Origin of the sequence: Pseudomonas sp. TWR3-1-1, from assembly GCF_049896545.1 — a bacterium.
Classification (GTDB): domain Bacteria; phylum Pseudomonadota; class Gammaproteobacteria; order Pseudomonadales; family Pseudomonadaceae; genus Aquipseudomonas; species Aquipseudomonas weihenstephanensis.
In genome coordinates this window covers 281568-304426 of record NZ_JAFCUO010000005.1, presented here as the reverse complement: position 1 = coordinate 304426, position 22859 = coordinate 281568, and the positions used below count along the sequence as shown (strand labels likewise).

2 protein-coding genes are annotated in these 22859 nt (G+C 63.7%); both read left to right on the top strand.

From position 1 onward, the window contains the following. Positions 1–66: 66 nt before the first annotated feature. Positions 67–11124, top strand: a complete 11058-nt coding sequence (locus ACP7A4_RS13990; protein ID WP_426247447.1) for a non-ribosomal peptide synthase/polyketide synthase — start codon at positions 67–69, stop codon at positions 11122–11124. Further along, complete coding sequence (locus ACP7A4_RS13985; RefSeq protein WP_426247444.1) at positions 11124–22859, top strand: amino acid adenylation domain-containing protein; 11736 nt, start codon at positions 11124–11126, stop codon at positions 22857–22859. Before ACP7A4_RS13990 ends, ACP7A4_RS13985 begins: the two co-directional genes overlap by 1 nt.

Below are 22859 nucleotides of genomic sequence, written 5' to 3'. Positions count from 1 at the left end.
TGTTCATCCGTTCCGTAGTGATAGCCGAGCCAACGCTCGATAGCCAATACGTACGGAAGAAGCCAGATGAATGCTGAGAAGTCCCTCAAACTTGCCCGCCGGTTCATCGAGTTACCGCTGGAAAAGCGCCGGTTATTTCTCGACGGCTTGCGCGCAGAAGGGATCGACTTTTCGCAGTTCCCGATTCCGGCAGACGTGGCGCAGGATGACCGCCATGCACTGTCTTATGCGCAGCGGCGCATGTGGTTTTTGTGGCAGCTTGATCCGCACAGCGGTGCCTATAACCTGCCGGGTGCTGTGCGCCTCACCGGTGCCCTGAATATCGTGGCCCTGGAGCAGGCCTTCGCCCATGTGGTGCAGCGTCACCAAACCCTGCGCACGGTGTTTCACCAAAAGGCAGATGACAGCCTTGAGCAGGCGGCCCTGAGCCAGCCGCTGGTGGTAGAACACATGGATTTCACCTTGTTGCCCGCCCTTGAGCGTGAACAGGCGATCGCCAGCGAAGCGCAGCGTCAATCACTGTTGCCCTTCGATCTGGCCCGTGGCCCGCTGTTGCGCATCAAGCTGATCAAGCTGGCCGATGACGAGCACGTCCTGCTGCTGACCCTGCATCACATCGTGTCTGATGGCTGGTCCATGAACGTGCTGATTGACGAGTTCATTCAGGGCTACGACGCCTTCGAGCGCGGCCAGCAGCCTCAGCTCGCCGACCTGCCCATTCAATACAGTGACTATGCATTGTGGCAGCGCCGCTGGCTGGAAGCCGGGGAGCAGGCGCGCCAGCTCGAATACTGGCAGGCCAAGCTCGGGGACGAGCACCCGGTCATTGCATTGCCCACCGATTACCCGCGCCCGGCCATGCCCAGCTATCGCGGCACGCGCCATGAGTTTGCGGTCGATCCGGCGCTGGTCGAGCAACTGCGTGCACTGGCACAACGGCACAATGTCACCTTGTTCATGTTGCTGCTGGCGGCGTTCAACATCTTGCTGCATCGCTACAGCGGCCAGACCGACGTGCGGGTTGGCGTGCCCATTGCCAACCGCAACCGCCGCGAAGTCGAAGGGCTGATCGGCTTTTTTGTGAACACGCAGGTGCTGCGCAGCGAGCTGAATGCGCAAACCCGCGTGACTGATTTGCTGGCCGCCGTGAAGGAAACCGCGCTCGGCGCACAGGCGCACCAGGAGTTGCCGTTCGAGCAGTTGGTTGAAGCCTTCAAGCTGGAGCGCAACCTGAGCCATAACCCGCTGTTTCAAGTGATGTACAACCACCAGCCGCAGGTGGCCGACATAGAAACAGTCAGCACGGCCTCGGGGTTGGCGCTGGGCTTGATCGAGTGGGAAGGGCGCACCACGCAGTTCGACCTGAGCCTCGATACCTGGGAAAAAGGCGGGCGCCTCAATGCTGCGCTGACCTATGCCAACGATCTGTTCGACGCCTCGACCGTCAGCCGTATGGCGCGGCACTGGGGCAATCTGCTGCGGGCCCTGGTCGACAACGCCGACTGTCGGATTGGCGAGCTGGCGATGCTGGATGCCAGCGAGCTGCACACCCAGGTACGCGACTGGAACAACACGGGCGCCGTGTACCCCGTCCATGTGTGCCTGCACACGCTGATTGAAGCGCAAGTGCTGCGCACACCGCAGGCCACCGCCCTGGTGTTTGGCAATCAGTCCCTCACCTATGCGCAACTCAATGCGCGGGCCAACCAGTTGGCGCGCCGCTTGCGCGAACAGGGGGTGGGGCCGGATGTGCTGGTCGGCATTGCACTTGAGCGTTCGGTCGAGATGGTGGTCGGCCTGCTGGCCATCCTCAAGGCCGGCGGTGCGTATGTGCCGTTGGACCCGGAGTACCCGCAGGAGCGCCTGACTTACATGATTGAGGACAGCGGCATCGGGTTGTTGCTGACGCAGCAAGCGCTGCTGACCCGCTTGCCGGTGGCGGGTATTCAGGTCATCGCCCTCGATCAGGCTGGCGAGACGCTGCAAGACGATGACGACAGCAACCTGAACCTGGCGCAGGATGCCCGGCACCTGGCCTACGTGATTTACACCTCAGGTTCTACCGGTCGCCCCAAGGGCGCGGGCAACACGCATGCTGCACTGGTTAACCGCCTGTGCTGGATGCAACAAGCCTACGGTTTGAACGAGCACGACACGGTGCTGCAAAAAACCCCGTTCAGTTTTGATGTGTCGGTGTGGGAATTCTTTTGGCCGCTGCTCACCGGCGCGCGGCTGGTAGTGGCGCAACCGGGTGAGCATCGCGAGCCGCTGCGCCTGATTGAGACCCTGCGCCAGCATCAGGTCAGCACCGTGCATTTCGTGCCCTCGATGCTGCAAGCGTTTATCCACGAGACCGGGGTTGAGCATTGCACCAGCCTGCGCCGCATCGTGTGCAGCGGTGAGGCGCTGGCGGTCGACGCGCAACAACAGGTGTTCGCCAAGCTGCCAGGCGCCGAGCTGTACAACCTGTACGGCCCGACCGAAGCCGCCATCGACGTGACCCACTGGACCTGTGTCGATGAAGGCGCCACCAGTGTGCCGATTGGCCTGCCCATCGCCAACCTGCGCACGCTGGTGCTGGATGCCGACCTGTCCCCCGTGGCACTGGGGGTGGCGGGTGAGCTGTACTTGGGCGGTGCCGGTCTGGCACGCAATTACCATCTCCGCCCGGGCCTGACCGCTGAGCGTTTTGTGCCATGCCCGTTCAATCAGGGCGAACGCCTGTACCGCACCGGCGACCTTGTGCGCCAGCGGGTGGACGGGGTGATTGAGTACCTGGGCCGCCTCGACCATCAGGTCAAGCTGCGCGGCCTGCGGATCGAAATGGGCGAAATCGAAGCGCGTCTGGCTGAGCACGCGGCGGTGCGCGAAGCCGTGGCGCTGGTGCTCGATGGCAAGCAGTTGGTGGCTTACGTGGTGCTCCAAGACCCGGCCACGGCAGGGGACTGGCAGGCCGCGCTGGCGGCGCATCTGCTGCGCGGATTGCCCGAATACATGGTGCCCGGCCACTGGATCAGCCTGGAGCACCTGCCACTCTCGCCCAATGGCAAACTGGAACGCCGCGCTCTGCCGCGCCCCGACCTATCGTCTGCGCAGCAGGATTACACCGCGCCCGCCACTGAACTGGAGCAGCGGCTGGCCGACATTTGGCAGACGGTGCTGGGTGTCTCGCCCCTTGGCGTTGACGACAACTTTTTCGCACTTGGCGGCGATTCGATCATCTCGATTCAAGTGGTCAGCCGCGCGCGTCAGGCCGGTATCGCCTTCAGTCCGCGTGACCTGTTCCAGCACCAGACCATTCGCAGCCTGGCGCGGGTCGCCGAACTGAGCACGCACACCACCATTGACCAAGGCATCGCCCACGGTGCCGTGGCGTTGGCGCCGGTGCAGCAATGGTTTTTCGAGCAGCCGATGCCCGCCCCTCATCACTGGAACCAGGCGTTGCTGTTGCAGCCGCGCCAACCGCTAGACGCGGCGCCGCTGGAACAGGCGTTGCGCCAACTGTTGAGCCATCACGATGCTCTGCGCCTGCGTTTCAAGCAGCACGATGGCCGTTGGCAGCAAGCCTATGCCGACCTGTCAGCCGACAGCCTGCTGTGGCACAAAGCGGCGGCTGGCACCGATGAACTCAACGCCTTGTGCGAGCACGCCCAGCGCAGCCTCGATCTGCAACAGGGACCATTGTTGCGTGCGCTGCTGGTTGACATGCCCGACCACACGCAGCGCCTGCTGCTGGTGATCCACCACTTGGCGGTAGACGGTGTTTCATGGCGTGTATTGCTTGAAGACTTGCAGCAGTTTTATGCCCAGCCGTCCCACGCGCCGCAGCCCAAGACCAGCGCCTATCAGGCCTGGACCGCGCGGCTTGCCGAGGAGGCGCATGCGCGACTACCGGAGCTGGCGTGGTGGCAAGCCCAGTTGGCGGCTGCGCCCCACGAACTGCCCCGCGATCACCTCGAGGCGGGGCTGCACACGCGACACGCACAAAAGGTCGAGCTGACCCTGGACGCTGAACGCACCCGTCAATTGCTGCAAGTGGCCCCGGCCACGTACCGCACTCAGGTCAACGACCTGTTACTGACGGCATTGGCACGGGTGATCTGCCGCTGGAGCGGTCACGCCAGCAGCCTGATTCAGCTCGAAGGTCATGGCCGCGAAGAGCTGTTTGCTGACGTGGACCTGTCGCGCACGGTGGGCTGGTTCACCAGCCTGTTCCCGGTGCAACTCACCCCCGCGGCCGGGCTGGGCGAGTCGATCAAAGCCATCAAGGAGCAACTGCGCAGCGTGCCGGACAAAGGCGTCGGTTACGGCCTGTTGCGTTATCTGGCAGGCGAGGAGCCGGGGGCGCAACTGGCGGCGCTGCCTACCCCGCGTATCACGTTCAACTACTTGGGGCAGTTCGACCGCCAGTTTGATGACCAGGCCCTGTTTGTCCCTGCTGCCGAAAGCGCGGGCCAGGCTCAAGACCAAGACGCACCGTTGGCCAACTGGCTGAGCATCGAGGGGCAGGTGTACGGCGGCGAGTTGAACCTGCAATGGACCTACAGCCGCGAGATGTTCGACGCGCACACCCTTGAAGCACTGGTTGAGGACTACCAGCAGGAGCTGTGTGCGCTGATCGAGCATTGCGTGACCCACGAAACGGGCGGCATGACCCCCTCCGACTTCCCGCTGGCGCGTCTCACCCAGCAGCAGCTGGACAGCCTCAAAGTGCCTGCCAGCGCCATTGAAGACATCTACCCGTTGTCGCCGATGCAACAGGGTTTGCTGGTGCACACCTTGCTTGAGCCGGGTTCGGGCATCTACTTCATGCAAGACCGCTACATCATTGACAGTGAAATCGACCTGCCGCGCTTTACGGCGGCCTGGCACGCCGTGGCCCAGCGTCACGATGCCTTGCGCGCCTCCTTCAGCCTGGACGATGACGGGCAGATGCTGCAAATCATTCACCGCGATGCCGCGCCCAAGGTTCAAGTCCACGACTGGACCGGGCGCCCCGAATCCGAGCACGAAAGCGCGCTGCAAGCGGTGTTGGCCCAGGACCGCGCCGATGGATTCGACCTGCTCAACACGCCGCCCTTCAACCTGCGTCTGATTCGCCGCAGCGCCGGTCATTACTGGTTCATCCTCAGCAACCACCACATCCTGATTGACGCCTGGTGCCGTTCGCTGCTGCTGCAAGATTTCTTCGCGCTTTACAGCGGCCAGCGCAGCCTGCCGCCTGCGGCGCGATACCGCGATTTTATTCAATGGCTGCAAGAGCAGGGCGAGCGCGAAGCCCTTGAAGCATGGACGCAGGAATTGGCCGGGTTCGAACAACCCACACCGCTGCCGTTCGATCGGGCTTTGCGCCGTCAGGGCGGCTTCTCGCAGATCGGCGACGTGTATGCCGACCTCGAGGCCTGTCAAGGGCGTGCCTTGCGTGAGCTGGCGCAACGTTATCAATTGACCGTCAACACCTTGACCCAAGCTGCCTGGGCACTGGTGTTGCAGCGCTACAGCGGGCTGGATGAAGTGCTGTTCGGCGTGACCGTGGCGGGGCGACCGATCAACCGCCCCGAAATGCAGGACACCGTGGGCCTGTTCATCAACAGCATCCCGCTGCGCATGCGTCTGCCGCGTGCGGGCCAGCAGGTCAGCGTGCGTGAGTGGCTGCAAGGCTTGTTCGAGCACAACCTGGCGTTGCGTGAGCATGAACATTTGCCGTTGTTGCAGATTCAGGCGTGCAGCGCGCTGGACAAAGGCCAGTCGATTTTCGACAGCCTGTTTGTCTATGAAAATGCCCCGGTCGAGAGTGCCGTGGTCAGCGGCGCGGAGCAAATCAGCGCCAAGTCCGACAGCGCCCGTACCCACACCAACTACCCGATGACCGTGGTGGTGTACCCCGGCGATGCGTTGGGCCTGCACCTGTCATACGACAAGCGCTTCTTCGACGACGCCACCGCCGAGCGCTTGCTGGCTGACTTCAAGCGGTTGCTGCTGGCCATTGGCGAACATGCCGATGGGCTGTTTGCCGATTTGCCGGTGGTGGACGCCGGTGAACGCGAGCACGTGTTACAGGCCGGCAATCAAACCGCGCGGGATTACCCGTTGGCGCACGGCTATGTGCGCCTGTTTGAAGCGCAATGTGCGGCGCACCCGCAACAGGTGGTTGCGACCTGCCTGGATCAGCGCTGGACCTATCGCGATCTGGACACCCGCGCCAACCGCCTCGGTCATGCCCTGATTGGGGCCGGTGTGCGCGTTGATCAGCCGGTGGCGCTGCTGGCAGAGCGCAGCCTTGAGCTGCTGGGCATGATGCTTGGCAGCTTCAAGGCAGGCGCCGCTTACTTGCCGCTCGACCCGCAACTGCCTGCGCGGCGCTTGCTCGACTTGCTGCACTTGGGGCAAGTACCGCTGCTGGTGGCCAGTGCCGCCTGCCGCGAACAGGCGCATCAGATATTGGCGCAGTTAACCCCGGCGCAACGCCCGCAATTACTGGTATGGGAAGAGGTGCAAGGCGCGCGTTTGTCCAGCGCACAGCCGGGCATCTACACCGCGCCCAACAACCTTGCTTACGTGATCTTCACCTCGGGTTCCACCGGCACGCCCAAAGGGGTGATGGTGGAGCAGGCGGGCATGCTGAATAACCAGTTGAGCAAAAAACCGTATCTGGATCTGGGCAGCGCCGACGTGATTGCACAGACCGCGTCCCAGAGTTTCGATATTTCAGTCTGGCAATTTCTCGCCGCGCCGCTGTTGGGTGCGCAGGTCGACATCGTGCCCAACGCCATCGCCCACGACCCGGCCGCGCTGCTGGCGCACGTGGCGGCGCGGGGTATCAGCGTGCTGGAAAGCGTACCGTCGCTGATCCACAGCCTGCTCGACGAACCACAAGGCAGCCTGGAGCAGTTGCGCTGGATGCTGCCGACCGGCGAAGCCATGCCGCCTGAACTGGCGCGCCGCTGGTTGCAACGTTACCCGCGCATCGGGCTGGTCAACGCCTACGGCCCGGCTGAATGCTCGGATGACGTGGCGCTGTTCCGGGTGGACGCAGCGTCAGCCGAGGGTGCCTACCTGCCGATTGGCCTGGCCACTGACAACAACCGTTTGTACGTGCTCGACGGCGGTTTGCAACCGGTACCGACCGGGGTGGTGGGTGAGTTGTACGTCGCGGGCACGGGCGTGGGGCGCGGCTATTTTGGCGACCCGTTGCGCAGCGCCAGTGTGTTTTTGCCTAACCCTTACGCGCAGCAGCCGGGTGAGCGTCTGTACCGCACCGGTGACGTGGCGCGGCGCCGTGCGGATGGCCAGTTAGAGTACGTGGGCCGCATCGACCAGCAAGTCAAAGTGCGCGGTTTCCGCATTGAACTGGGTGAAATCGAATCGCGCCTGCGTGACCTCAATGGCGTGCGCGAAGCCGCCGTGGTGGTGCAGGAAGGCCCGATCGGCAAGGCATTGGTGGCCTTTGTCGTGGCCGACGATGACGCGCCGCACTGGAACACCCTGCGTGAACACCTCAAAGCCGGACTCAAGGCGCAACTGCCGGAATACATGGTGCCGTTGCAGTGGCTGCGCCTCGATCAGTTGCCGCTCAATGCCAATGGCAAGGTCGACCGCAAGGCACTGCCGCAGGCGCAAGCCGCCGACTGGCAGCGTGAAGTGGTGGCACCCCAGGCCGGGATCGAGACGCACATGGCCTCGATCTGGCAAGACGTGCTCAAACTGGACGCCGTGGGCCGGGACGATAACTTCTTTGAACTGGGCGGGCATTCGCTGCTGGTGGCGCAGGTGGTGTCGCGCGTGCGTCAGCAATTGAACATCGAACTGCCCCTCAGCAGTTTGTTTGAATGCAGCGTACTCAGTGACTTCGCTGCCCGCTGCGCGGCGCAACCGCAGAGCGTCAGCCAACCGCTGCTGCGTGCACTGCCAGCAGGGCAGGCGGGCGTGTTGTCGTTTGCCCAGCAACGGCAGTGGATTCTCTGGCAGCTGGACCCTGACAGCGCCGCCTACAACATCCCGGCAGCCTTGCGCCTCAAGGGTGTGTTGAACCGCGAAGCCCTGCTGCGCAGCTTCAGCGACCTGCAAGCGCGTCACGCCACCTTGCGCACCACGTTCACCCAGGACGGTGAACAGGCGCGCGGCGTGCTGCACGCCAGCCTGCCACTGGCAGTGCGCGAGCTGGCATTGTCAGCACCTGGCGCCGCTGAAATTGAAGCGCTGGTGGCCCACGAAATGCGTCAACCGTTCGACCTGCGCAATGGTCCGTTGCTGCGGGTGCTATTGCTCAACGTCGCAGCCGAGGAGCATGTGCTGGTGCTGACCGTGCACCACATCGCCGCCGATGGCTGGTCGATGCAGGTCATGGTGGATGAGTTCAGCGCCTTGTACCTGGCCCATGTTCAGGGTCAAGCCCCGCAGCTGCCAACGTTGAACATTAACTATGGCGATTACGCCGCCTGGCAACGCGACTGGTTGCAGGCGGGTGAGGGCGAGCGCCAACTGAGCGCCTGGAAAGCCCACCTGGGCACGCACCCTGCGCCGCTTGAGCTGCCCAGCGAATTGACCCGTCCGGCTATTCGCAGCGAACGCGGCGCGCGCCTTGAACTGTTGATTGAACCTGAATTGGCCGCCGGTCTGCGCCAGTTGGCCCAGCAACAGAGCGTGACCCTGTTCATGCTGCTGCTGGCCAGTTACCAGACCGTGCTGCATCGCTACAGCGGCCAGTCGACGATCAACGTCGGGGTGCCAAACGCGGGGCGTAGCCGTCTCGAAACCGAAGGCTTGATCGGCTTCTTTATCAACACCCAGGTGCTGCGCGCCGAGATCGACGGCCAGCAGACCTTCGCCAGCCTGCTGCAACAGGTCAAAAAAGCCGCCCTGTGGGCACAAGCGCATCAGGAGCTGCCGTTCGAGCAACTGGTCGAAGCGCTGCAACCGGAACGCAGCCTGAGCCACAGCCCGTTGTTTCAAGTGCTGTTCAACCATCAGCGGCAGCTCGGCGAAAGTGTCGAGCGCAGCCTGTCGGGGCTGACGGTTGAGCGCATGGACTGGCAGTCACACACGGCCCAGTTCGATCTGGCGCTGGACACCGAAGAGCAGGGCGAGCAGTTACACGCCAGCCTGACCTACGCCAGCGACGTGTATGACGCCGCCACCATGACGCAGCTGGGCGGGCACTGGCTCAACCTGCTGCGCGCCGTGGTGCGTGAGCCGCAACAGCGGATTGCCGCACTTGAGCTGCTGGAGCCGTGCGAACAGCAAGCGCTGATTGAGCAATGGAACCCGAACGTTCAGCGCCAGCCGGTGGCTGCGGCCTTGCACCAGCTGTTCGAAGCGCAAGCCGCCGCGCAGCCGCACGCCGTGGCGCTGCGGTGGGGTGACGAGGGGCTCAGCTATGCCGACCTTAACGCCCGGTCCAATCGGCTGGCGCGCAAACTGCGCGAGCTGGGCGTTGGCCCGGAAGTGCGCGTGGGCATTGCCACCGAGCGGGCGATACCGCTGGTGGTCGGCGTGTTGGCGATTCTCAAGGCCGGGGGTGCCTATGTGCCGCTGGACCCGCAATACCCGGCCGAACGCTTGAGCTTCATGATCGAAGACAGCGGCATTGCCTTGCTGCTGACCCAGGAGCACCTGCTGGAGCACCTGCCGCCCCGCGTTGGGGTGCAGACGCTGTGCCTGGAGCATCTGGCGCTGGACGCGTTCAGTGCTGACAACCTGGCCAACCAGACCCTGCCGGACACTCTGGCGTACGTGATCTACACCTCCGGCTCCACCGGGCGACCCAAGGGCGCGCTGCTCAGCCATGCCAACGTCACCCGCTTGCTGAGTGCCACGCAGCCGGTGTTTGGCTTCGGCGCGCAGGACGTGTGGACGCTGTTCCATTCCTACGCGTTCGACTTCTCGGTCTGGGAACTGTTTGGTGCCCTGTGCACTGGCGGGCGCCTGGTGATCGTGCCGTATTTCATCAGCCGCGAGCCGCAGGCGTTCCATCAATTGTTGTGTGACGAAGGCGTCACGGTGCTCAACCAGACGCCGACGGCGTTCCGTCAATTACTGCCCATTGCCTGCCAGAGCACACAACCACTGGCACTGCGGTGGGTGATCTTCGGTGGTGAGGCGCTGGACGTGTCGAGCCTGTGCCCGTGGTACGAGCGCTTCGGTGATCAAAGCACCACGCTGGTGAACATGTACGGCATCACCGAAACCACGGTTCACGTGACGTTCCGTGCGCTGAGCCCGGCGGACCTGGACGCCAAGGTGCAAAGCCCGATTGGCCGCCCGCTCAGCGACCTGAGCTGGTATTTGCTCGACAGCCAGTTGCAGCCGGTTGCAGCGGGCTGCGCGGGCGAGCTGTATATCGCCGGGGCGGGGTTGGCGCGGGGTTATCACGGCCGCACGGGGCTGACAGCGGAGCGTTTTGTACCTAGCCCGTTTGCGCCGGGCGAACGCCTGTATCGCAGCGGCGACCTGGCACGCCAGCGGGCGGACGGCAATATCGACTATCTGGGCCGTATCGACCAGCAGGTGAAAATCCGCGGTTTCCGTATCGAGCTGGGTGAGATCGAAGCCTGCCTCAAACAGCAGATTGGCGTGGCGCAAGCGGTACTGACCGTGCATTCAGGCCCTCACGGGCCACAGTTGTGTGCCTATGTGGTGGCCGATCAAGCGCCCTCCGACCCACTGGCGTGGCGTGAACATTTGCGTGAAGCGCTCAAGGTCGACTTGCCGGACTACATGGTGCCAACCCATTGGCTGCTGCTTGACGCCCTGCCATTGACCGGCAACGGCAAGCTCGATCGCAAGGCCTTGCCACCGCCCGACGTCGAAGACTGGCAGCGTCCCTACAACGCGCCGGTCGGCGAACTGGAGCAACAGCTCGCGGCAATCTGGGCCAGTGTGCTGAACGTGGAGCGCGTCGGGCGCCACGACAACTTCTTTGAATTGGGCGGGCACTCGTTGCTCGCGGCCCAGGCCAGCGCCCGGGTTGAACTTGAATTGGGCATCGAGCTGGCGCTGCGCGCGCTGTTCGAGGCCGCCGACCTGCAAGCCTATGCCGCGCTGGCACAGGCACAAACGCCTGCGGATAACGATGGTCGTCTGAGCGCGCTCGAATCGCTGCTCGACGAGATGGAGATCAACTGATGGAAAACTCGACCGCGTGGCGCATTGCCAACCGTTTTGCCAGCCTGGCGCCTGAACAGCGCCGTGAGTTCCTGCAAAAAATGCAGGCGCAGGGCGTCAGCTTCGGCCAGTTGCCGATCCCGGCCACGGCCCCTGCCGATGGTCTGTGCGAACTGTCGTATGCGCAGCAACGCCAATGGTTCCTTTGGCAGTTAGACCCTGAAGGCGCCGCGTACCACATACCGGCGGCCCTGCGCCTGCGGGGCGGTTTGAATGTCGACGCCTTGCAACACAGCTTCGACGCGTTGCTCAGGCGCCATCACAGTTTGCGCAGCGTTTTTGTCGAGCACGATGGCCAGGTTCAATGCAGTAGCCCGCCCGCGCCTACAGGCATGCAGTTGACGCGCCATGACCTGCGTGATCTGGCCACGGCCGAGCGCATGCCGCGTGCATTGGCTTTGCTTGAACACGACATCGCCCAGCCGTTCGACCTGCAAAGCGGCCCGCTGCTGCGGGTCAGCCTGCTGCAACTGGACACCGACGACCACGTGCTGGTGCTGACCCTGCACCACATCGTGGCCGATGGTTGGTCGATGGGGGTGTTGGTCGACGAATTCTCGCAGCTGTATGCGGCCCATGTGCACGGTAAAACCCTGACGCTGCCCGAGCTGCCCATTCAATACGCCGACTACGCACGGTGGCAGCGGCGCTGGATGGAAGCCGGTGAGCTGGAGCGCCAACTGGACTGGTGGCGCGGGCAACTGGGTGACGAGCAGCCGGTGCTGGAACTGCCGGGTGATCGCCCGCGCCCTGCGCAACCCACGCAGCAGGGTGCGCGGCTGGACTTCACCCTTGAGCCGGTACTGGCCAAAAACCTGATGGCGCTGGCCCGACAGCGCGGCGTGACTCCGTTCATGCTGTTGCTGGCCAGTTTTCAGACCTTGTTGCACCGCTACAGCGGTCAGCAGGATCTGCGTATCGGCGTCCCTGTAGCCAACCGCAATCGGGCTGAGAGCCGTGGCCTGATCGGCTTTTTCGTGAACACGCAAGTGCTGCGCGCCGAGCTTGACGGGCACCTGCCGTTTACCCGCCTGCTGGAACAAACCCGCGACCGTGCGCTGGACGCGCAAGGCTATCAGGACCTGCCCTTCGAGCGGCTGGTACAGGCGCTGCAAGGCGAGCGCAGCCTGAGTCACAGCCCGTTGTTCCAGGTCATGTTCAATCACCAGCAAAGCCGTCCCGGCGCGCTGAGTGCAATGTTGGCCGGTTTGCAGATCGACAGTGTGCAGTGGCAAGGGCGCACCACCCAGTTTGACCTGCAACTGGACACCCATGAGGAAGGCGAGCGCCTGATGGCCAGCCTGACCTACGCCACCGACCTGTTTGACGCCGCGCGCATCGAGCAGATGGCGGCGCATTGGCGCAACCTGCTGGCGGCCATTGTGGCCGACCCGGACTGCGCAATTGGCGCATTGCCGATGCTGTCGGCCTCCGAGGTTCAAGCCACGCTTTACCAGCTCAATGCCACCGCACATCCCTATCCGGGCCCGGAATGCGTGCACCTGCACATCGAGGCGCAAGCGGCGACAACGCCCCAGGCCTGCGCGCTGGTGTTTGCCGGGCAACGCCTGAGTTATGCCGAGTTGAATCAGCGGGCCAACCGTCTGGCCCGCTGCTTGCGCGAACAGGGTGTCGGCCCGGAAGTTCGCGTGGGCGTGGCGTGCGAACGCTCGCTGGAATTGGTCATCGGGCTGTTGGCGATTCTCAAGGCCGGTGGCGCTTATGTGCCGTTGGACCCCGAATACCCGGCCGAGCGTCTGGCCTACCTGTTTGAAGACAGCGGTATCAGCCTGTTGCTGACCCAGGCTCATGTGCAGGCTGACTTGCCGTTGCCTGAAGGCTTGCCCGTGCTCTGCCTGCAAGCCAGCGCCGACTGGCTGGCCGAGTATGCCAACGAGGATGTGCCTAACCTGGCCAGCGCGCAGAACCTGGCATACGTGATTTACACCTCGGGTTCCACGGGCCGTCCTAAAGGTGCGGGCAACAGTCATGGCGCGTTGTACAACCGTCTGGCGTGGATGCAACAGGCCTATGGGCTGAGCGCGACCGATCGGGTGCTGCAAAAAACCCCTTTCAGTTTTGACGTGTCGGTGTGGGAGTTTTTCTGGCCGCTGATGCACGGCGCCACCCTGGTGGTGGCGGCACCGGGTGCGCACCGCGACCCGCAACAGCTGGCGGCGTTGATCGTCGAGCAGGCGATCACCACGCTGCACTTCGTGCCCTCGATGCTTCAGGCCTTTATCGGCGCCGAGGAAGCCGCGCAGTGCACCTCGTTACAACGCATCGTGTGCAGTGGCGAGGCGCTGGCGGTCGAGTTGCAGCGCCAGACGTTGCGCAGCTTGCCGCAAGCGTCGTTATACAACCTGTACGGCCCGACCGAAGCGGCCATCGACGTCACCCACTGGACGTGCGTAGAAGAGGGCCGCGACAGCGTGCCCATCGGGCGCCCGATTGCCAACCTGCGTACGTACATCCTCAGCCCTGAACTGCTGGCGTTGCCGAACGGCGCGATTGGCGAGTTGTACCTGGCGGGCAGCGGTTTGGCCCGGGGTTATCACGCACGTCCGGGGTTGACCGCCGAGCGCTTTGTGGTCGACCCGTTTGGCACCGGTGAGCGCCTATATCGCACCGGCGATCTGGCCCGCTACCGCGCCGATGGCGCCATTGAATACTGCGGGCGCATCGACCATCAGGTGAAAATTCGCGGGTTGCGCATCGAGCTGGGCGAAATCGAAGCGCGCCTGCAAGAACACCCGCAGGTGCAGGACGCCGTGGTACTGGCGCTGGATAACCAGTTGGTGGCGTATCTGGTGCCCGACGATGCCGCGGTGCTCAGTCGCCCAGAGGCGCAAGCGCCGTGGCGCGAAGCGCTCAAGGCGCACCTGTTGCAGAACCTGCCGGACTACATGGTGCCCACGCACCTGATGCTGATCGAGCGCATGCCGCTCAGCCCTAACGGCAAACTGGAACGCAAGTTGCTGCCAGCGCCGCACGTCAGTGTCAGCCAGCGCGTGTTTGAAGCACCCCGCAGCGAGCACGAACGCCAATTGGCGGCGATCTGGCAAGAAGTGCTGGGCGTCGAGCAGATCGGTCGACACGACAATTTCTTTGAGCTGGGCGGTGATTCGATCATCTCGATTCAAGTGGTCAGCCGCGCCCGCCGTGCAGGTTTGGGGTTGAAACCACGGGATCTGTTTCAACAGCCGACCTTGCACGCGCTGGCTGCTGTGGTGAGCCAGCAGGCCGCGCCGCACATTGCCCAAGGCCCGGTGCTCGGCGTGCAAGCCCTGACCCCGGTGCAGCACTGGTTCTTTGAACACCAGCGGGTGCAGCCGCAGCACTGGAACCAGTCGGTGTTGCTTGATGTGCGCGAACCGCTGGACTTGTTACGCCTGCAAACCGCTGTGCAGCAGGTGCTGGCCCAACACGATGCGCTGCGCTTGCAGTTTCGTGAAATCGAGGGGCAATGGACGGCGCGTTATGTGCCGCTCGACAGCGCGGCCGCCACCGATTTGCTGTGGACCGCACAGGTGCAAAGCGATGAGGCACTGCAAGCCTTGTGTGACGAAGCCCAGCGCAGCTTGTCGCTGCATGACGGCCCGCTGCTGCGCGCGGTGTTGATCGACCACGAGGACGCAGGCCAACGCTTGCTGTTGGTGATTCATCACTTGGTGGTCGATGGCGTGTCGTGGCGTGTCTTGCTTGAAGACCTGCAAGCGGCGTACGCCGGGCAGGCGCTGGCGGAAAAAACCAGTGCCCTGCAAGACTGGGCCAGCCGCCTCAGTGCCTACGCCAACAGCGACGCTCTGCTGTCTGAATCGGCGTGGTGGCAGGCCCAGTTGCAGGGTGTCAGCGCGCAGTTGCCCAAGGCCCGCCCCGGGGGCAGCCAGGCCCTGCGTCATCGTCAGGTGGTCAGCCTGGGGTTGAACCGCGAACACACCCGTCAACTGTTGCAACAGGCGCCCGCGGCGTATCGCACTCAAGTCAATGACCTGTTGCTGACCGCATTGGCCCGCGCGTTGTGCGACTGGACCGGTGATTCGACAGCGTTGATTCAACTCGAAGGCCACGGCCGAGAAGACCTGTTCGACACGCTTGACCTGACCCGCACGGTGGGCTGGTTCACCAGCCTGTTCCCGGTCAAGTTGACCCCGGCCGCCGATCTGGCGACCTCGATCAAGGCCATCAAGCAGCAACTGCGTGACATCCCCGGCAAAGGGCTGGGCTTTGGTGTGTTGCGCTACCACGGCCCGACCGAGGTGCAAGCCCGCCTTGCGGCGTTGCCGACCGCCAGGGTCACGTTCAACTATCTGGGCCAGTTCGACCAGAGCTTCAGTGACGATGCGTTATTTGTGCCCGCCCGCCACAGCAGCGGTGCGGCGCAGAGCCTGGACTCGCCGCTGGCCAACTGGTTGTCAGTGGACGGTCAGGTGTTTGGCGGTGAACTGAAACTGGACCTGAGCTTCAGTCAGGAGTGCTTCGACAAGGCTGATATTCAAGCATTGGCGGCGGCCATCGAAACCAACCTGCGGGCGCTGGTGGCGCACTGCGTCAACCCGCAACACGGCGGTGTGACCCCGGCAGACTTCCCGCTGGCGCCACTGAGCCAAAGCCAACTGGATGAACTGCCGGTGGCTGCGCGGCAGATCGAAGACCTGTACCCGTTGTCGCCAATGCAGAGCGGGTTGTTGTTTCACAGCCTCTACGAACCGCAGGCCGGGGCTTACGTCAACCAGCTCAGCGTCGAAGCCAAAGGGCTGGACGCGGCGCGATTGGGGCAGGCGTGGCAAGCGACACTGGATGCGCACCCGATTTTGCGCAGCGGGTTCCACTGGCCGCAGGGCGCCGCAGAACCGGTGCAAGTGGTGCAACGCACACTGGAGCTGCCGCTCACCGTGCTCGACTGGCGCGGCCGTGACGATCAGGACGCGGAGCTGCAATTGCTGGCCCGCAGCGAACGCTTGCAGTTCGATCCGGCCCAGCCGCCGTTGTTGCGTCTGGCGTTGGTGCGCCTCGACGAGCAGCGTCAGCAACTGATTTACACCCATCACCACGTGTTGCTCGATGGCTGGAGCAATGCCCTGCTGCTGGGCGAGGTGTTGCAGCGTTATGCCGGGGTCGAGGTGGCGAACCATCAAGGCCGTTTTGCCGATTACATTGGCTGGTTGCAGGGGCAGGACGCGGTGGCGGACGAAGCCTTTTGGCGCGAGCAACTGCTCGCTTTGCAAAGTCCGACCCTGCTCGCCCAGAGCGTGGCGCACTCCACCACGGCTCCCGCCGATGCATACGCCGACCATCGGCAGGTGTTCGACGCGCCGAGCAGTGCGGCCTTTGCCGCGTTTGCCCGTCAGCACAGCATCACCCTCAACACCTTGGTGCAAGGCGCGTGGGCGGTATTGTTGCAGCGCTACAGCGGTCAACAGACGGTGGCGTTTGGCGCCACGGTGGCGGGGCGACCGGTGGACTTGCCGGGTGCCGAGCAGCAGTTGGGTCTGTTTATCAATACCTTGGCGGTGATCAGCCAGCCACAGGCCGCTGAAAGCGTGGCGCAGTGGTTAGGGCGTTTGCAGGCGCACAACCTTGAGTTGCGCGAGCATGAATTCACCGCATTGAGCGACGTACAGCGCTGGGCCGGTCGCGCAGGCGAACCGTTGTTTGACAGCCTGCTGGTGTTCGAAAACTTCCCCATTGCCCAGGCCCTGCAACAGGGCGCGCCGGATGGCCTGAGCTTCTCGTTGCCCGACAACCATGAACGCACCAACTACCCGCTGACACTGGCGGCGGTCAGCGAAGGGCAATTGAGCCTGACCTGGAGCTATTTGCTCAGCCACTTCAGCCCCACAGCCGTGGCGCGCATGAGCCAGCATCTGGCGTGTCTGCTGGAGGCTATGGTAGCGGCGCCGCAAGCCCGTCTCGGTGACCTGCCGTTACTGAGTGCCGCCGAGCGCCAACAGCTGCTGCATGACTGGAACCCGGCGCCGCAGCCGCTGACCGAGCATTGCGTGCATCAGTTGATTGAAACGCAGGCGGCGATGCGTCCCGAGGCGCCCGCGCTGATCTTTGCCGACACCACCTTCAGCTATGCCGACCTCAATCAGCGCGCCAATCGCTTGGCCCATCGCTTGCGCGAGTTGGGGGTTGGCCCTGAAGTGCGGGTGGGTCTGGCAGTGGAGCGTTCGCCACAGATGATCATTGGCTTGCTGGCGATCCTCAAGGCGGGGGGTGCCTATGTGCCGCTCGACCCGGCGTACCCGGCCGAGCGCTTGAGTTATTTGATGCAGGACAGCGGCATTGCCCTGTTGTTGAGCCAGTCATGGCTGGGCAATCAGTTGCCCCGGATCGACGGCCTGCCGGTCCTGGAACTGGATCGCGAAACCGTCGCGCATTTGCCGGGCACCAACCTGCCTAACCTGACCTGCGCGCACAACCTCGCTTACTTGATTTACACCTCGGGTTCGACCGGTCGCCCCAAAGGCGTCAGTGTGGCCCACGGCCCGCTGGCCATGCACTGCCAATCGATTGGCGAGCTGTACGGCATGACCCCGCAGGACCGCGAGTTGCAATTTGCCTCTATCAGTTTTGACGGTGCCCATGAGCGCTGGCTGACGCCGCTGGTGTTCGGCTCGGCGCTGATGCCGCGTGACGATGAAGTCTGGAGCGCTCAGCGCACCTGCGAAGAGATCGAGCGCCACGGCATTACCATCGCCTGTTTCACCCCCAGCTACCTGCTGCAAATGGCCGATTACATCGGCGAAGCGGGGCGCCGGTTGCCGATTCGTTCCTACACCGTGGGCGGTGAGGGCATGCCCAAGCACGCGTTCGATGAAGTGCAGCGGGTGTTGCAGCCGCCACGCATCATCAACGGTTATGGCCCGACCGAAACCGTCATCACGCCGCTGATCTGGTGCGCGTATCCGGGCACGCAATTTGATTCGGCATTCCTGCCGATCGGCCGCCCGGTGGGGCAACGCAGTGCGTATGTGCTCGACAGTCATCTGCAACCGTTGCCGGTAGGTGTGGCGGGTGAGCTGTACCTGGGCGGCGAGGGCATTGCTCGCGGCTATCATCAGCGTCCTGATCTGACCGCCGAGCGCTTTGTACCTGACCCGTTCGTGGCCGGTGCACGCCTGTATCGCAGCGGCGACCTGGCGCGACTGCGCGAAGATGGCGTGGTCGAGTACCTGGGGCGTATTGACCAGCAAGTGAAGATCCGCGGTTTCCGCATTGAACTGGGGGAAATCGAAGCCTGCCTGCTGGAACACGAGGGCGTACGCGAAGCCTTTGTGGTGGACCGTGAAGGCCCGGTCAGCCGCCAATTGGTCGGTTATGTGGTGGCGCGCGACCCGCTGGCCGATGAGGGTGCGTTGCGCGAGGCGTTGAATGCGCACCTGCGCAGCCGTTTGCCGGCGCACATGATGCCCGCGCACATGATGTGTCTGGCGGCGCTGCCATTGACCCCCAACGGCAAGCTTGACCGTCAGGCGCTGCCTGCGCCCCACGCCAGCCGTGAGGCGCTGGATCGGGTTCTGCCGGGCACACCGGCAGAGTCACTGCTGGCGGACATCTGGCAAGAGTTGCTGGGGCTGGAGGCGATTGGCGTCACCGAAAACTTTTTCGAGTTGGGCGGCGATTCGATCATCTCTTTGCAGGCCGTGAGCCGGGCGGGCGCGCAAGGTCTGGCGTTCACTCCCAAACAACTGTTCGAGGCCCAAACCATTCGTGCGTTGGCGCGGCTGGCGGTGGATGCCGCACCGCAGGTCGCGCAGGTACTCCACAGCGTGCCCTTTGCTCAAGTGAGCGCAGCCGTGCAGGTTGATCGCAACTCACTGGACGACCTTTACCCGCTGTCGCCGATGCAGCAGGGCATGTTGTTCCACTGCATCGAATCGCCGGAGCTGAACCTGTACGTCAACCAGCTCAGCGTGGCGGTCGAAGGGTTGCAGGTCGAACGCTTTTGCGCGGCGTGGGAGGCCCTGCTTGAGCGTCACGAGGTGCTGCGCGCCGCTTTCCTTTGGCGCGACGGTCTGGCTGACCCGCTGCAAGCGGTGTATCAGCAGGCGCGCGTGCCCATTGTCGAACTGGGCTGGCGTGAGCATGGCGAACCAGACGCGGCTTTGCAGGCCTTGGCGGCGCAGGATCAGGCGCGCGGGTTTGATCTGAGCTGCCCACCGTTGATGCGCTTTACGCTGGTGCGCCTGGGCGAGCACCGGCACCAGATGATCTGGACCTACCATCACTTGTTGCTCGATGGCTGGAGCGCGTCACGTTTGCTCGGCGAAATGCTGCGCCTGTACGCCCGTCAGAGCCTGCCACAGCTGAGTGGGCGTTATGCCGATTACATCCAGTGGCTGGCGCAGCAGGACGTCAGCGTGGCCGAAGGCTTCTGGCGCGAGCAGCTTGCTGCATTGCAAGCGCCGACCATTCTGGCGAATGCGGCCAACACCGACGGCCGCGGGCACGGCGTGCTCTACACCTATCTGGACAGCGACGCGACACGCCGCTTGCATGCCTTTGCCAGCCAACAGCGGGTGACGCTCAACACCGTGGTGCAAGCTGCCTGGTTGCTGTTGTTGCAACGCCACACCGGGCAACGCAGCGTGGCGTTTGGTGCCACGGTGGCGGGGCGCCCGACCGGGTTGGCGGGTGCGCAAGACATGCTGGGCCTGTTCATCAACACGTTGCCGGTGATCCAGACCCTTGACCCGCAGCAAGCGCTGGGTGACTGGTTGCGTCAATTACAGGCTTACAACCTGTCGATCCGTGACTTTGAGCACACCCCTCTGGCGGATATTCAGCGTTGGGCCGGGCAGGGCGGCCAAGGGCTGTTCGACAGCATTATCGTGTTTGAAAACCACCCGGTGGACCGTGCCCTGCGCGGTGAGCACGACGGCGAGCTGAAATTTGCCGAAGTCGGCAGCGGCGGGGTGACCAACTTCCCGATGGACTTGATGGTCAGCGCCACCGATCAGGGCCTGGAGGTGGAATACCTGTACTTGCGCGAACGCTTCAGCGCGCCTGAGGTGGAACACATTCGCGCGCAGTTCGAAGGTTTGCTGGCGCAATTGCCGCTGGATGCGCAGTGCCTGATCGGCAACATTGGGCTGCCACAGGCGCGGATTGAAACGCCACAGCCCCCGGTGCCGACGCAAGACGTGGTGCAGGGCTTTATGGCTCAGGTGCTGCGTCAGCCTCAGGCGGTGGCCTTGATCTGCGACGGTCGTGAGTTGACCTATGCCGCACTGGATCGTCAGGCAGACGCCTTGGCCGCACAGCTGCAAGCGCGGGGCATTGGCCCGGAATCGTTGGTGGCCGTGGCGTTGCCGCGTTCAGAACAGACGATTGTGGCGTTTGTGGCGGTGCTCAAGGCTGGTGCTGCGTATTTGCCGCTGGACCTCGACTACCCGGCCGAGCGGCTGGCGTTCATGCTGGCTGACTCTGCCGCCAGCCTGTTGCTGTGCCACAGCGATGTGGACGAACGCGTGGCGTTCACGGCTGCCACCCCGCGGTTGCTGCTTGATCAACTGAGTGATCAGCCGTTGTTGCCGCGCGCGGTTGAATCGTTGGGCGGGCACCTGGCGTACCTGATTTACACCTCGGGCTCCACTGGCCAGCCCAAGGGCGTGGCCGTGGCGCGGCAACCCATCGCACGGCACTGTCAGGGCATCATCGACCTGTATGAACTGACCCCCCGCAGCCGCGAATTGCACTTTATGTCCTTCTCCTTTGACGGTGCGCAAGAGCGTTGGCTCAGTGTGTTGCTGGCGGGTGGCAGCCTGGTGATTCGCGACGATCAGCTGTGGACTGCGGAGCAGACCTTAGCCGTGCTGCATGCCTACAACGTGAGCGTGGCGTGCTTCCCGCCGGCGTACCTGCAACAGCTGGCCGATGTGGCGTTGACGCAGGGCAATCCACCGCCCGTTCACACCTACTGCTTTGGCGGTGATGCGGTGCCGCACGCCAGTTTTGAACGGGTCAAACAGGCGCTGCGTCCACAACGACTGGTCAACGGCTATGGCCCGACCGAAACCGTGGTCACGCCGCTGCTGTGGCGGGCCGAGGTGAGCGAGCGCTGTGAGGCGGCGTATGCGCCGATTGGGCGCAGTGTGGCCGGCCGCGGGGTGTATGTGCTGGACGCAGACATGAACCCGTTGCCGGTGGGTGTCAGCGGTGAACTGTACTTGGGTGGCGAATGTCTGGCGCGGGGTTATCACCGTCAGCCGGGGTTGAGCGCCGAACGCTTTGTGCCGGACCCGTTCGAGGCCACAGGCGGGCGCATGTACCGCACCGGCGACTTGGTACGCCAGCGCGAGTGCGGCCTGATCGACTATCTGGGGCGTCTGGACCAGCAGGTAAAAATTCGCGGGTTCCGTATTGAATTGGGTGAAATCGAAGCGCGCCTGCGTCAGTGCGACGGTGTGCAAGACGCGGCCGTCAAGGTGATCGAAGGCGCGAGTGGCAAACAATTGGTGGGCTACGTGGTGGCTGGCGCCCGCGCCACTCTGGAGCGTGAACTCAAGGAGCAACTGCAAGCGCAACTGCCGGATTACATGGTGCCGACGTACATTGTGCAGTTGGCGTGTTTCCCGCTGTCGGCCAACGGCAAACTGGACCGGCGCGCATTGCCCGAACCGCAACTGACCCAGGGCACCTACCGCGCGCCGCGTAATGCGCTGGAACAGGCGCTGGCGTTGATCTGGCAAGAGGTCCTGGGGCTGGAGTCGGTAGGTATCGACGACAACTTCTTCGAGCTGGGTGGCGATTCGCTGCAAGTGCTCAAAGTGATTTCGCGGGTGCGCAATCAGCCTGAGCTGGGTTTGAGTTTGAAACTGCGCGACTTGATGCAAAAACCGTGTATTGCCGAACTCAGCGGGTTTGAACCCGTGGTTGCGGATCAGGCGCCGGACCCGTTGCTGGCGCTCAACAGCCGGGTCAAGGACGTACCGCCGCTGTTCTGCTTGCACGCAGGTTTCGGCACCGTGTTCGACTACGAGCCATTGGCCCGTAAATTGGACGGGCGCCGCAGCGTCTATGGAGTGCAGTGCCGCATGTTGCTCGACCCCCAGTGGCAGGACGCATCGTTACACAGCATGGCACTCGCTTATGCCGAACGTATTCGTCAGCAGCAGGCCAATGGTCCGTATCACCTGCTTGGCTGGTCGTTGGGCGGGGCATTGGCCTTGCTGGTGGCGCAAGCGCTTGAAGCGCAAGGTCAGCAGGTGGCGTTTGCCGGTTTGGTCGACACCTACGTGGCGGGAACGGCTGAGGCCAGTGACGGGCGTGAAGACTTGCAGGACTTTTTGCGCTTTGTGCTGGGTGTGTCCGAGACCGAGGCGAACGTGTTGCTGGAGGAGCAAGGGCCAAGTGCCGAGCGGGTGATTGGTGCCGCGATGGCCGAACCGCGCAGCGGGCTGGGTGAGCATGGGCTGCTCGGGGCGGCGGAGCTGAGCCACATCTTTGCAGTGGGTGCGCGCCTCAAGCAATTGGCGCTGGCGCAGGCAGCGTTGCCTGCAACCCGGGTTCAGGCGCACCACTGGTGGGTGGCGGGACGTGACGAGGAGCGCCGCGAGCATGCGACACAAATCGGTGCCGGGGCCAGTCATGCAGTTTTGGCGGGTGGACACTACGAACTGCTGCGCCAGGCCGCGTTACTGACCCGACTGGAGCACTTGCTGGCGGGGCAGCCTGAGCGGGCGTGA